Annotated in this window: 12 protein-coding genes and 1 other annotated feature; of the genes, 8 read left to right on the top strand and 4 right to left on the bottom strand. The window is 46.7% G+C overall.

Features of this window, described 5'->3' with window-relative positions; genetic code table 11:
- Positions 1 to 22 precede the first annotated feature (22 nt).
- Positions 23 to 451, top strand: a complete 429-nt coding sequence (locus tag FS736_RS12750; RefSeq protein WP_144477837.1) for a cell wall hydrolase — start codon at positions 23 to 25, stop codon at positions 449 to 451.
- Between the two features lie 25 nt (positions 452 to 476).
- On the opposite strand, the gene FS736_RS12745 is transcribed toward FS736_RS12750, so the two are convergent.
- The gene (locus FS736_RS12745; protein ID WP_144477835.1) at positions 477 to 710 is read right to left on the bottom strand and encodes a hypothetical protein; all 234 of its coding nucleotides are present in this window, start codon (positions 708 to 710) and stop codon (positions 477 to 479) included.
- A 157-nt stretch (positions 711 to 867) separates the two neighbouring features.
- On the opposite strand from FS736_RS12745, the gene FS736_RS12740 reads away from it, so the two are divergent.
- Positions 868 to 1323 (top strand): MarR family winged helix-turn-helix transcriptional regulator, encoded by a 456-nt coding sequence (locus FS736_RS12740; RefSeq protein WP_144477833.1) that lies wholly within the window; start codon positions 868 to 870, stop codon positions 1321 to 1323.
- A 1-nt stretch (position 1324) separates the two neighbouring features.
- Positions 1325 to 4444 (top strand): MMPL family transporter, encoded by a 3120-nt coding sequence (locus tag FS736_RS12735; protein ID WP_144477831.1) that lies wholly within the window; start codon positions 1325 to 1327, stop codon positions 4442 to 4444.
- Between the two features lie 37 nt (positions 4445 to 4481).
- Here the strand turns inward: FS736_RS12735 and FS736_RS12730 are convergent, their stop codons facing one another.
- Both FS736_RS12730 and brnQ read right to left on the bottom strand, forming a co-directional pair.
- Positions 4482 to 5114, bottom strand: a complete 633-nt coding sequence (locus tag FS736_RS12730) for a DsbA family oxidoreductase (RefSeq protein ID WP_144477829.1) — start codon at positions 5112 to 5114, stop codon at positions 4482 to 4484.
- Positions 5115 to 5394: 280 nt separating this feature from the next.
- Positions 5395 to 6726, bottom strand: coding sequence for a branched-chain amino acid transport system II carrier protein (gene brnQ, locus FS736_RS12725; protein WP_144477827.1), 1332 nt, complete (start codon positions 6724 to 6726; stop codon positions 5395 to 5397).
- A gap of 95 nt (positions 6727 to 6821) precedes the next feature.
- Positions 6822 to 7065: a binding site (T-box leader), on the bottom strand.
- A 711-nt stretch (positions 7066 to 7776) separates the two neighbouring features.
- Here brnQ and FS736_RS12720 point away from each other — a divergent pair.
- The 3 genes from FS736_RS12720 to FS736_RS12710 all read left to right on the top strand — a co-directional run bounded on the left by FS736_RS12720 (position 7777) and on the right by FS736_RS12710 (position 9303).
- Entirely contained in the window at positions 7777 to 8667 is an 891-nt protein-coding gene (locus tag FS736_RS12720; RefSeq protein WP_144477825.1) for a selenium metabolism-associated LysR family transcriptional regulator, read from the top strand.
- A gap of 89 nt (positions 8668 to 8756) precedes the next feature.
- On the top strand, positions 8757 to 9029 hold the full coding sequence (locus tag FS736_RS12715) for a ubiquitin-like small modifier protein 1 (protein ID WP_144477823.1): 273 nt from the start codon (positions 8757 to 8759) through the stop codon (positions 9027 to 9029).
- 1 nt (position 9030) lies between these two features.
- Positions 9031 to 9303 carry a MoaD-like domain-containing protein gene (locus FS736_RS12710; protein WP_144477821.1) on the top strand — a complete coding sequence of 91 codons (273 nt, stop codon included), beginning with the start codon at positions 9031 to 9033 and terminating at the stop codon, positions 9301 to 9303.
- 337 nt (positions 9304 to 9640) lie between these two features.
- On the opposite strand, the gene FS736_RS12705 is transcribed toward FS736_RS12710, so the two are convergent.
- On the bottom strand, positions 9641 to 11482 hold the full coding sequence (locus FS736_RS12705) for an aldehyde ferredoxin oxidoreductase family protein (protein WP_144477819.1): 1842 nt from the start codon (positions 11480 to 11482) through the stop codon (positions 9641 to 9643).
- A gap of 142 nt (positions 11483 to 11624) precedes the next feature.
- Between FS736_RS12705 and FS736_RS12700 the strand changes: the two genes are divergently transcribed.
- Positions 11625 to 12653: a ThiF family adenylyltransferase gene (locus FS736_RS12700; protein ID WP_222125070.1), complete on the top strand. Its 1029-nt coding sequence runs from the start codon at positions 11625 to 11627 to the stop codon at positions 12651 to 12653.
- 57 nt (positions 12654 to 12710) lie between these two features.
- Positions 12711 to 14078, top strand: a complete 1368-nt coding sequence (locus tag FS736_RS12695; protein ID WP_144477817.1) for an FAD-binding oxidoreductase — start codon at positions 12711 to 12713, stop codon at positions 14076 to 14078.
- Positions 14079 to 14184: the final 106 nt, after the last annotated feature.

Genomic DNA, 14184 nt, shown 5'->3' with positions numbered 1-14184 from the left:
ATTAAACAGCGGAGGTTTTGCCATGGCAGTTGTGAAGCATACAGAGGCGGATATCAGTTTGTTGGCGAGACTTCTGAGGGCAGAGGGTGAGGGGGAAGGCCAGCAGGGAATGCTGATGATCGGAAACGTAGGAATCAACCGAATCCGGGGGAATTGTTCTGACTTTATCGGACTAAGGACGATTCCGCAGATGATTTATCAGGAGCACGCATTTGAAGCTGTCCAGAAGGGTTATTTTTACCAGAGAGCCAGGGAAGTGGAAAAGAGGCTTGCGAGGCGGGCTGTGAAAGGCGAACGTCTATGGCCGTCCAAATTCGCACTCTGGTATTTCCGGCCGCCGGGCGATTGTCCTTCTACCTGGTACAACCAGCCGCTCGCCGGCCGTTTTAAGCTGCACTGTTTCTATGAGCCGACAGGAGAAGAGTGTGAAAACATCTATAATACATTTTGATGTTCTGCCAATTTTATTTTGGCAGTCATTTTTTTGTGAGATAAGAAAGTATAAAATTCACTTTGAGAATAATCCAGCTCCAGCGCCTAGCCCCTCGAGACACTTGTCTAGTGTCGCCTCCTAGAAACTCCGAAACTTCAACTCCGCCGGCAGAAGCAAAAAGCGCTTCTTTGTCGGAGTCTCCAGTTTCTGCGTTTCTGGGCAGTCGGCTATACTTTTCGATTTCGGTCCTGCCAATGAAGTCAAAGAACGACTTCACTGTCAGGCCCTCCAGCGCTTGTCGGGGCTGACCAAGGCGCTTGCGCTTTTTGTTCTTGACAGCAAAATGAAATGGGATTAAAGTTAAATAGCTTAATAGTTAAACAGTTTAACTATTAAATAATAGAATGACTTTAAGGCGAGGTGTCTACATAAATATGTATGATAAATCTGTCAAGGATTTAGTGGATCACTATATCCATGTTTCCTTTTCGGTGAACAAGATTGCCGAGGGGATGGTCAAGGAAGAAATCGGTTCGGACTTGACGAACGACCAGCACTATACATTGCGCTACATCAACAAAGTGGGTTCATGTACATCCTCGGAGCTGGCTGAAGTATTCGATGTCAAAAAAAGCGCGATCACCGCCATCATCACGCGTTTGTGGGAAAAGGGGCTTATCCTAAGAACAAGGGATGAAAATGACCGTCGATTGGTCTATCTGACTTTGACTGACAAGGGAAATGAACTATTCCAAAAAACGGAGGAGCGGATCCAGGCCCTGGTGGAATCGATTATTACCAGGTTCGATCAGGATGAAATCATCCAGTTCCTTAAGACGTACGACAAACTAAATGAAATTTTAATAGAAAGAAAGAGCAGGGTGGAATAAAGTGAACTTCATTATCAAGCAGAAATGGTTAGTCATTATTGCATGGATTCTGGTGGCTGCAGGTCTGTTCATGGCTGCACCGAATATGGCAGAACTTGTCCGGGAAAAAGGGCAGATCACCGTGCCTGACGAATACTCCTCGACACTCGCTGGCAAAATTATGGATGAGGTCAGGGAGCAGGAGGGCGGAGGCGATGAGACACAGGTCGCACTTGTCTTCCACAGCGAGAAAAAATTGACAGCAGCAGAAATCAAGGAAGCGGAAAACGCAATCCGTGAACTTGAAAAGAATCGCGAGGAAATCGGGATCACGGATATCTTGACACACTTCAATGAGGAAAGCCTGAAAGAACAGCTTGTCTCTGAAGATGGAAAGTCAATCCTGTCCTCGGTAACGGTCAGCTGGAATGACCGCGAACCGGCTGAAGTAAGGAAGCTGCTCTATGACACAATTGAGGATGTTGACGTCGACCACTACTATACGAGCCAGTGGCTGATCAACGAAGATTTAATGACCAGTTCGGAAGAAGGATTGAAAAAGACGGAAGGAATTACGGTCGTCTTTATTCTTGTCGTCCTTCTCCTTGTATTCAGGTCCGTCATCGCTCCGGTCATTCCATTGCTTACAGTCGGTATGGCATACCTGGTTTCACAGTCGATTGTATCGGTGTTAGTTGACCAATTTGATTTTCCGCTCTCAAACTATACGCAGATTTTCCTTGTGGCCGTATTGTTCGGGATTGGAACGGACTACTGTATTTTGCTGCTCAGCCGTTTTAAGGAAGAGCTCACGCATCAAGAAAGTGTCCCTGCTGCGATTGTCGCTACCTATAAAAATGCAGGGCGCACAGTATTTTTTAGCGGGATAGCAGTTATGATCGGCTTTGCCGCCATTGGCTTCTCACAATTCATTTTATATCAATCCGCGGCTGCCGTAGCAATCGGAGTCGCCATGCTTTTGGTCGGATTATTCACTATTGTCCCGTTTTTCATGGCGTTATTAGGCCAAAAGATATTCTGGCCTTCAAAACAAAGCGCAGAGCATGGTGAAAGCAAGTTATGGGGCACTGTCGGAAGATTCTCACTGGCACGCCCATTCCTGAGCCTGCTGATTGTTGCTGCAGTATGTGTGCCGTTTTTGGTGGCTTATGATGGGGATCTGAGTTACAACTCACTGGATGAAATCAGCGGAGATGTAAACTCGATTAAGGCGTTTAATGCGATTGCCGGCAGTTTCGGCCCAGGCGAATCGATGCCAACACAAATCATCTTGAAAAATGACGAAAGAATGGACTCGGCTGAATACATTGAACTCGCTGAAAAAATCAGCACCGAGCTGAAAAAAGTCGACATGGTCGATACAGTTCGTTCGGTCACAAGGCCAACAGGAGAGCCAATCGAAGACTTCTTCGTCTCCAAACAGGCCGAAACACTCGGTTCAGGACTGGGTGAAGGAAAGGAAGGCCTGGATAAAATCAGCGATGGCCTCAATGAGGCTGAAACTGAATTGTCAAAGTCAGCACCCGAATTGGAAGGGGCTGCTGACGGCATAAACGAATTGATCAATGGAACAACTGCAATTAAGTCAGGTCTTGGCGAAATCCAGACCAACCTTGGCAAAATTGAGGATGGCATTCGCAAGGGTTCTGCGGGGTCTGATCAGATTCAGGCAGGATTAACAGAAGCAAAGTCCGGGGCTGAAGAATTGCTCGCCGGCTATAAACAGCTGCAATCCAGGTATGTGGAGATGCAGGCTGGCCTGGCACAGCTTGAGGCGGGATATACAGAGGCCGGGGGCGGAATTGCAAAACTGTCTGGCGGAATATCAGAAGCAAATGGCCAGCTATTCGGCTATTTGGAAAATAGAGACCAGACATTGAAAGCAGACCAAAACTATCATCAAATTAAAGGACAGCTGCAATACATGCAGACTGAACTGGCAAAAGCTTCAGCAGGTCTGGATCAACTTAATGAGGTACTGCCGCAGCTTACAGGCGGCATGGCAAAAGCAAATGAAGCCTTTGCCGGAGCCTTGGCACAACAAGCAAATTTCGGCCCGGGACTCCAACAGTTGATCGACGGCATCGAACAGCAGCAGGCAGGATTGAATCAGCTTGCTGACGGACAGGGGAAAATCGTCGATAATTTCCCTAAGCTGACAAATGGCTTGACTGGAATCAATGCGGGCCAACAGCAGCTTCTGGCTGGTTTTGGCGGATTGGGTACTCAGTTAGGTCAGCTCACGGACGGACTCAGTCAGAGCACTGATGGGCTGAATCAGGTTTCTGAAGGACTTGGTTCCGCTCAGGAATATCTGAACGGCCTGGCCAAAACTGATTCCAATGGTTTTTACCTGCCTGAGGATGTGCTTGAAAGTGAGGACTTCGCCCAGGTATTTGATGTCTATTTTTCAAAAGACCGAAAAGTCATGACGATGGATGTCATTTTTGAAGCAAATCCTTACTCAAACAAAGCGATGGCACAGATTCCTGAACTTAAGGAAGCCGTTGAGCGTGCAACGAAAGGGACGAAGCTTGAAAATGCAGATGTAGCCGTCGGCGGGATAACAAGCACGAATGCGGATCTCGACACGATGTCTGGCCAGGATTATACCCGCACAGTGATTTTGATGCTGCTTGGCATTGGTATCATCCTTGTATTCTTGTTCCGCTCCATCATCATGCCGATTTACATTATCGGCTCATTGATATTAACGTATTATACTTCAATGGCGATCAATGAAGTGATCTATGTCGATATTCTCGGATACTCAGGGATCAGCTGGGCGGTACCGTTTTTCGCCTTTGTCATCCTGGTTGCCCTTGGTGTCGACTACAGTATCTTCCTGATGGACCGTTTCAATGAATATAAGGATTTGTCCATCTCAGAGGCAATGCTGCTTTCGATGAAAAAGATGGGAACGGTCATCATCTCGGCAGCCGTCATTCTCGGCGGAACTTTCGCCGCGATGATGCCTTCGGGAATGATGTCGTTGCTGCAAATCGCATCAATCCTCCTTGCGGGATTATTCCTGTACGCGTTCATCATGCTGCCGCTGTTCATCCCGGTTCTTGTGAAGAACTTTGGCGAAGCAAACTGGTGGCCGTTTAAAAGAGCATAATGGAAAAGAGGCAGCCGATCAGCTGCCTCTTTTTGCATTAACACCTATCCATTCCACAGGACATTCCTTCATTGGGGTCGTCCATTTCTGAGAGGATAATTTGTTCCAGTGCTTCTTTCGACCTCATCCCCGGAACGACCCTGTCTCCAACGATGAACGTCGGAACAGCAGTGATGTCCACCTCGTTATAAGCATGATCCAGTGCTTGTTGATGAGCCTCTTTATACTTACGGGTTTCGAGCGCGTGACGATATTCATCTTGATCGAGACCAACTTCACCGGCAAGCATTGTCAAAACCTTAAGGTTCCCAATATCTAACCCCCTCTGGAAAAATGCCCTGAGCATATGGTCATTATACTCGTTTCCTTTTCCATGCTCCTTCGCATACTGATATCCCTCAAATGCAAGGTGTGTGTACGGCTGGGGAGATACATCGGGAAGGACAATCTCCACCCCCATCCGCTCAGCCATAGGATAAACAGATTGCTTCCAGGTGCTTTGCAGGTAATGTTCCTCAGGCTTTAACGTTTTGTTCGGATAGGGCCTTAATTCAAAAGGCATCCATTCAAGTTCGACATCCTTCCCATCGATGGCTTCCTTCAGCGGAAACTCCGCCAAAAAACAGAATGGTCAAACATAGTCTGAATAAATTTTGATTTTCAGTGTCATAGCAGCCTCCTCCATATTCTTAACAGTGTTAGGGTTTGTTTGGATTATACCTTTTTACTCTCTGACTAAACTTGCAGCAGGTTTTTCATTGCTAAAATCAATTCAGTTCGAAGGCAGGATGATGCAGGAGTTCATAGAGATGGGAAGATTCATGACGGGATCAACATGGGAATATTGCGGTCAGGAAGAAAGTCGAATCTAAGCCGTAAAAAAAGCTGTACAGAGTTAAATCTGTACAGCTTTTGTGCCTTCATATACAATTTACCTGCCAGTCATCAGGTTACTCAGATGCGGGATTTAAACCTTTGGAAGGAAGAAGCTTGTCCAATATCCATCCAGCCAGGCCGCCGACCAGAGCAGGCAGAAGCCAGCCCAGACCTTCTGCATAAAGCGGAAGCGATTGAAGAAGAGCCATCAGTGCATCTGATTCAACGCCAAATGTTTTCAATCCATCTATGACACTGACCATTCCAGCGGCAAAAACAGCTCCGACATAGACCCCTCGCGCTCCTTTGAAAAAGCGCTCAAGGAAAGAAAGGATGACTAGAACGATCGTGATTGGATATAGAACGATCAAAACAGGTACTGAAATCGAAATGATCTGGTTTAAGCCAAGGTTTGCGATTAGCAAGCTGACCAATGTCACAGACAAGGCGAACACCTTATAAGGCACCTGTGGCATCATCTTGTTGAAAAATTGGCTGGTTGCCGCTACAAGACCAACAGCAGTCGTAAAGCAGGCAAGAGTCACAATCAATCCTAACAGCAGCATGCCCGGTACACCGAACATCAACTTCGCAGAAGCTGTTAAAATCTCACTGCCATTTTCGAATTGACCTCCCGAAGCCATCTTTGCTCCCATCAGGCCGACTGTTACATAGACAAAAGCCAGGCCAATTCCGGCAATGATGCCTGCTTTTAATGTTTCCCTTACAATCTGTTTGCGTTCCAGCGCCTTTTTCTGCTGGACAGCTCCTACGACAATGATGCCGAATGCCAGCGCCGCAATGGTATCCATTGTCAGGTACCCTTCAAGGAAACCTGTGGCAAATGGTGCAGCGGTGTATTTTTCAGAGACAGCTCCAAATGATCCGTCCAGTTTGAAAAAGCTGCCGAGTACCAGCAGAACGATGGCAGCGAGCAAAACAGGCGTTAAAATGCTCCCAATCCGCTCAACCATTTTTGATGGATTCAATGTCACCCAGTAAACAAGTGCAAAAAACGCAACTGTGAAAAGCAAGAGGACAGTCGTATGCGAACCGCCCTCTGCCAGGAATGGCTTGACGGACATTTCAAAAGCAACATTGGCGCTTCGCGGAATCCCGAAAAACGGTCCAATCGACAAGTATACTGCAGCGCTGAAAACAACTGCAAAAACAGGATGGACCCTTGACCCGATTTCTTTTACGCCGCCCTTTGCCATTGAAATGACAACGACCGTCAACAACGGCAGCCCAACCCCGGTCACGACAAAACCAAGCATGGCCGGCCAGAAGTTCGCTCCTGCTTCCTGCCCTAAAAATGGCGGGAAAATCAGATTCCCTGCTCCAAAAAATAATGCAAATAACATTAAACCGATTGTGAGTGTATCTTTACCTTTTAAGCTTCCCATCCTTTTTCTCCTCCTAATATAATGTTTTGGCACTGAGAGTATAGGAATTTCGGAACGGAATGTTATATGTTGAAAAATAAAAACCCGCCCCTAAAACTAGGGACGAGTTATCCTCGCGTTACCACCCTGATTCCGCAAAAACAAAAGCGGCCCTCATCAACGTACCATCATACGTGTTCCCTTTAACGGCGGACAATCCGGCAAAGCTTACTGCCAATAAGGTTCAGCATTGCATCTCAGAGATGATGCCCCTCTATAACCTGAACACCGGTTTGCAGCAAATCACCGGCTCTCTGTAGATCAGTTCCATAAAGGACGTGTTCTCGTCATCGATTTTATTATTTTGAAATATATTAACATGAACTATAATAATATTCAGATAATAATATGTCAATACTATTCACAAAGGAAAGTTTTTCATTAGGCACTTGAACACTGGAGATTCAATTGAAAATCCAGGAAGTGGTATTTTATAGACATTTTGAAGCACCTCACACCCCGAAATGTCCAAGAAGTGTTTTTTAATAGACATTTTGAGGCTGTACACGCCCCGAAATGTCTAAGAAGTAGTGTTTAATAGACATTTTGAAGCTGTACACGCCCCGAAATGTCCAAGAAGTAGTGTTTAATAGACATTTTGAGACCCAACACGTTCCAAAATGTCTAAAAAACCGCGTTTAATAGACAATTTGAGGCCCAACACGTTCCGAAATGTCTAAGAAGAGGTGCTTAATAGACATTTTGAAGCTCATCACACCCCGAAATGTCCAAGAAGAGGTGTTTAATAGACATTTTGAAGCACGCCACATTCCGAAATGTCCAAGAAGTGTTGTTTAAAAGACATTTTGAAGCTCCTCACGCCCCGAAATGTCCAAGAAGTCACGTTTAATAGATATTTTAACTCTCGTCATACGCCGAAAGGTCTAAGAAATGCCTTGAATGGACTTGCTGAACTTAACTATTCTTTAAACTCTATATAAAATATAGTGTCTTTAACAGTACAATCCATATTAAAATGGGGTTATATAAGTCTGAAAATGGAGAAATGCCATGAATCTTAAAAAGCTTGATGCGTTCATTATGGTTGTAGAGAAGAACAGTTTTTCAGAGGCTGCAGCTGCGCTTAAAAGTTCCCAGCCATCGGTTAGCCTGAAAATCAAAAGTCTGGAAGATGAACTTGGATTCGAACTGCTCGACAGGGGGGCGGCTGGAATCAGGCCGACGTCTGCAGGAATGCTGGTGTACAGTGCTGCAAAGGACATTAAGAGCAGGTGGAAGACACTCGAAGATGAACTCGGGGAATTTCACGGTACGTTGACAGGGACTCTTACCATTGGTGCGAGCACGATACCGGGCACATACCTGCTTCCAGGCTGGATCAAGAAATTTCGGATTCTGTTTCCGAAGGTGGATGTAAAGATTGATATTGGCGATTCGAAGAAAGTGCTCGATCAATTGCAGAATCATCAGATTGACGCAGGCATTATTGGGATGAAAGTCGACTCACGCCTGGTGACGAGCAAGCCGATTGTCTCAGATTCACTGGTTTTGGTCACACCTGTGGAGCACCCATTAACCCTTGCAGAATCACCGGATTTTCCCCAAATACAGCAATATGATTTCGTCCTCCGTGAAGAAGGATCAGGAACACGGAAAATGATGGAGCATTACTTGGTGGAAAATGGTCTGTCGCTTGATGATCTGAACGTAGCTGTCTCGATCGGAAGCACTGAATCCGTGATCGCAGCCGTGGAAGCCGGACTCGGCATCAGCTTCGTTTCCAGACTCGCAGCAATGCCTGCTGTGAAAACAGGACGTATAGCCATCATTGATAGCTTTGCTCCGTACGACAGGGAGTTTTACCTTGTGGCACAATCGGATGCCGAAAATCGCCCGCTGATCAAGCAGTTCACCGACGCAGTCATGGATTCTAGTTTGTAAGATAAACGATTCCCTTTTAAATAGAAAGTGCGGATGACAATTTATAATTTTCACATTATTATTAGGGGTAGGAGAAAGGGGCGTTTTGGATGCAGGTTAAAGTATTTGCTAATCTCAGAGATATTTGCGGAGGCGTGACGGTCGAAGTGAAGCCTGATGGGGAACGGGTAATGGATGTGCTTGATAAAATGTGCGAAATGTTCCCGGATTTGCACGAAGAAATTTTCACAGAAGAAAAGACGCTAAAGCCATTTGTACACGTTTATATCAATGGCCGTAACATCGTCCATGACCAGGAACTCGAAACGAATGTAAAAGAAAGCGACCAGTTCGCATTGTTCCCTCCTGTTGCCGGTGGCTGATATGGTAGATAGAATACTAGAATTCCGCGGAATCAACAGGGATCATCTCGGCATGTATTTTGAAGAACTGGGCGGCCGACTCGTAACCGATTCCTTCCCGTACGTGTATGAAGCGGAAGGATGGAGAGCGGAAATTTTTAGCGAGGATGAACTTGCTTTTACAAAAACATTCATCGTTAATGCTGTTCATATCCGCTTTGCGGCGGAAAGCATGGATGAGCTCGAACACCTGATCAAAAATTACCGTTATAAAACAACCCGGGTAGGCGGGTAGCAAAGGTTTCGGCAACTTTTTGCCGGGGCCTTTTTATTTTTGCAAAAAATCTATATGTAATTCATATTCCCGACTGATATCGAGGATCGTAATCGTGGATTACGCTAATAAGAAGCGAATATACATCCTGTAAGATGGCACTTTTAATTAATTCGACCACATTTCAGATTTATTTGGCGGATTTCAAAATAATTCGATCACATTTCAAGTTTTTTTGGCGGATTTTAAAATAATTCGACCACATTTCCTATTAATTCGACCAAGTTGCTTCATCCGCAATATCTGCACCCTTAAACAAAAAACCAGGCGAGAAAGTCACCTGGTTTCTCTCAAACTATTAAACTTCTTCTGTAGCCGGAGTTGTTTCTTCGCCAATGATGCCCAGTTCGCGAAGTTTTTCTTCGGTAACGACGCCATCCTTCCAGCCGCGGACATTGTAATAGTCTTCCAGCATGATATCCATGCGTGAGACAAGTCCTTCACTGTTGCCGGAAGCACCTTCTTCAGTAAAGCGTTTTGGAAGGAAGTCATCCTCACGCTTGTTGAAGCCGGCTAGGTTATTGTAATAACGCTCAAGGTTGTAGATTCTTTCCCCTGCAAGCATGACATCATCCGCTGTCATTGGGATGCCTGTCATTGTGCTGTATTGCTCAGCGTAGTGCTCGGCGTTTTCAGAGAAAGAAGAGAACTTACAGATATTCATAGAGTCAGAGAATGAAAGCAGGTTCTGGAATACGTTCAGAAGCTCAGCTTTTCCTTCTGCTACTGTACGGTCAGTTGGCTCTGGAATACCGGCGATTTCAGATGCGATTGTGTAGCCGCGAAGGTGGCAGGCACCACGGTTACTAGTCGCATAGCCAAGGCCGATTCCCTGGATTCCGCGCGGATCGTAAGCTGGGATGGACTGGCCTTTAACGGACATTGACAGTTCAGGAACTCCCCATGCAGCAGTCGCGCGTGCAGGACCTTCAGCAAGGATTCCGCCGAAGCCTTCACGGAACGCGATTTTGCGAGCAATCTCGATCATGCCGTCAGCATCGCCCCAGTCAAGCTTCTCTTCAACGATGCCTTTTTCATAGGCTTCCATTGTGACAGAGATGGCGTGGCCTAGCTCGATTGTATCCATTCCATATTCATTACAGATATCGATTAAGTATGCGATCGCTTCAGAGTCGCTCAAACCGCTGTTCGCTCCAAGCGCCCATGCAGATTCAAACTCAAAGCTTTCTACGCGAGTCTTATATTTGCCTTCCTTGACTTCAACCTCGATCTTGCAGCCAACCGGGCAAGCGTGGCATGTGTTGTTAGCAACGAGAATGTGCTCGTTTACCCACTCGCCGGAATGCTTCTCTGCTTCATCCCAGTGTGTCAATTGAGAGTTTCGTGTTGGAAGCGCTCCCACTTCATTGATCAAGTTGGTAAGGACGTTTGTTCCGTATACTGACAAGCCGCCTTTGTTAGGAGCAGTAAGGCCGCCTTCAAGAATCGCTTTAACAGCTTTCTTGTTAGCCTGATTGTAGTCATCTTTTTGAGCAGGCTCAGGCATGTTGCCCTTTTGAGCTGCCTTGATCACGATTGCCTTCAGTTTTTTGTAACCTGCAACCGCACCAGTACCGCCGCGTCCAGCCGCACGGTCATGCTCGTTCATGAAACCGGCAAAACGCACTCCGTTTTCGCCAGCCTGGCCGATCGTCATAACGCTGAGGTTTTCTTCGCCATGAGCATCTTTCAAAGCCTGTACAGTCGCGCGCGTGCTCAATCCCCACAATTGAGAAGCGTCGCGGATTTCTGCCTGGCCATCCTCGATATACAGGTAGACCGGTTTGTCGCTCTTGCCTTTGAAAATCACGTTGTCGATTCCAGACCACTTCAGACGGGCAGCTGTCCATCCGCCCATATGAGAGTCAGTAACCGTACCGGTAAGCGGTGACTTTGTTACGACAGCAAGACGTCCGCTCATTGAAGAACGAGAACCTGTTACAGGGCCAGTCATGATACATAGAATGTTTTCTTCTGATAGAGGCTCAACTTCTGGTCCGTTGTCCAGTACATACTTGACTCCAAGGCCGCGGCCGCCGATATACTTCCTTACATCTTCTTCATTGATGCCACGGTAACCGACAGTGCCATTGGTTAAGTCAACTACGACTTCTTTGTTTTTAAATCCCCCAAGATTCATCTTAACTAATCCACCTCTTTCACTTTTAATAGTAAAAAGTCCCTAAGAGGGTAAACCCTCTTAATATTTAGTATAGTGAAAATTTTCCCTAAAAAAAAGCTTTATTTAAAGATATAATCTAAATAGAAGTGAGGGGATATCCATGAATGAAATGGAGCGTTATTCTAGACAAATTTTATTCAAGCAAATTGGCCGTGACGGACAGAAGAAACTGCTGGCTAGTTCTGCAGTCATCGTCGGCATGGGGGCACTGGGGGCAGTGATCTCGAATCATCTGGTTCGCTCGGGTGTGGGGCATGTGCGCTTCATCGACCGTGACCTGGTCGAGCTGTCCAATCTCCAGCGCCAGACTCTCTATGATGAAGAAGATGCGCGCGAGAACCTGCCGAAGGTCATCGCTGCTGAAAAAAAACTGAGGAAAATCAATTCCGAAGTGAGATTGGAACCAATTATTGCCGACCTAACGCTGGATAACGCGGAGGACCTGCTTGCTGGTTTTGATGTGATCGTCGATGGGACCGATAATTTCATGGCACGGTATCTCATAAACGATGTCGCTGTGAAACATGGAATTCCATGGGTCTACGGCGGGGCAGTGAGCTCAAGGGGCATGTTCGCTGTCATAAAACCAGGTGAGACTCCGTGCTATCGCTGTCTTTTCCCGTCTGTCCCCGCAGGACTTGGGGATACTTGCGACAGCATCGGTGTGCTTTCACCGATCACGGATATCATCGGTTCGTTCGAAGCGGTCGAAGCTTTGAAGCTGCTTGTCGGAGCGGAGTCGAATCCCAATCTTGAACAGATGGATATCTGGCATAACTCGTTTTTGCAAATGGATGTCAGCCAGGGGCGCAACCCGGAATGCCCGGCATGTGTCCATCAACAATATGAATTTCTCGATCGCTCATCAGAGCAGCAGATCAACTATGCATCGCTCTGCGGGCGCAACACGGTCCAGATCAATCCTCGGCAGAAGGCAAAAATGGACCTTGAAAAGCTGGCAGGCAGGTTGAAAAATAATGGGGAAGTAAAAGGCAACCCGTTCCTGTTACGTTTTATGCCTGATGATGAAATCACCATGGTCATCTTCCAGGATGGACGTGTACTTGTCCACGGAACGAATGATCTGGTAAAAGCTAGAACCTATTATGCGAGATACATGGGGTCCTAATTTGAAAACTACATAGGATTACAGCAAGATAAATTTAACGATAAAGGGGAGAGGGATTTGGCAGGCTATATTGATGAGCTGAAAAGAGTGATCGGAGAAGAATGTGTAAGTGTGAATGAAACGATTTTGGAGCTTCATGGCCGCGATGAGTCGTACCATGAACCGCGCCTGCCTGATGTCGTCGTTTTTCCGAAGGATAAAACAGATGTCAGCAAGGTCCTGAAATTTGCGGACGAAAGAAGGATTCCGGTCGTGCCATTCGGTTTGGGAACCAGTCTTGAAGGCCATGTCATTCCGGTGAATGGAGGGATCTCCCTCGACATGTCGCAGATGAATGCGATCCTCGAAGTGAAGGAAAATGACTTTCTGGTTAAAGTCCAGCCCGGCGTGACCAGGTCCGTATTGAATAAAGAACTGAAGAAATACGGCTTGTTCTTCACTGTCGATCCAGGTGCAGACGCGACACTTGGCGGGATGGCGGCAACGAATGCGAGCGGCACGACTTCTGTCAGGTATGGCATCATGAGGGACCAGGTCCGGGATCTGGAAGTAGTACTCGCCAATGGTGATATCATCCATACCGGCAGCCTGTCTGCCAAGTCTTCTTCAGGGATCCATCTGAACGGCATGTTTGTTGGCTCGGAAGGAACGCTTGGGATCATAACAGAGCTCACATTGAAAGTGTACGGAATTCCGGAAGCGATTACTGCAGCAAGGGCGGTTTTTCCTTCTGTAAAAAAAGCTGTCGATGCCGTAGTCGGCATTCTGGCAGGCGGCATTCCTGTCGCCCGGATTGAGTTTGTCGATGGGGAATCTGTCAAAAAAGTAAATGAATACATGGAAACTCAGTACGAAGAAGACACAACGTTATTCATGGAGTTCCACGGCAACGAAGCAGGGCTCGCTCAGGATGTCGAGTTCGCCACGGAAATATTGAAGGACCACGGCTGTTCGAACTTCCAATTCGAGGCTGATTCCAAAGCGCGAAACCAGCTGTGGGAAGCAAGGCATAATCTGCTTTACGCCTACAAACACACCGCCGGAAACAAAAGCATCATGCTGACAGATGTCAGTGTCCCGGTCTCAGAATTGACCGGAGCGATTCTCCACACCCGGGAATTAATTGACGCTTCATTGATTGAAGGCTCGATTGTCGGCCATGTCGGTGACGGCAATTATCATGTTTTGCTGCTGCTTGATAAAGAAAATCCCGAAGAGGTAACCGAAGCTGAACGAATCAATGAAGAAATTGTCCACTATGCGCTGAACCGCGGCGGAACCTGCACCGGCGAGCACGGAGTAGGATTGGGAAAAGCCAAATACCAGCGCCTCGAGCACGGAGCTGCCTATGAAGTGATGAAAACGATCAAGAAAAGCCTCGATCCGAATGGGATACTGAACCCAGGTAAGATTTTTATAGATTAACGAAAAAGAAAGCGGCCATTATGCCGCTTCAGTTTGTAGACAAAAGGGGTTCGGAATGCACTCATTCCGAACCCCTTTTTGGATTTCATCGGTTTTTTCAAATGAA

This window comes from Cytobacillus oceanisediminis 2691, from assembly GCF_007678455.1.
Lineage (GTDB): Bacteria > Bacillota > Bacilli > Bacillales > Cytobacillaceae > Mesobacillus > Mesobacillus oceanisediminis_A.
The sequence above is the reverse complement of the archived record's forward strand: the minus strand, read 5'-3'. Positions and strand labels throughout refer to the sequence as shown.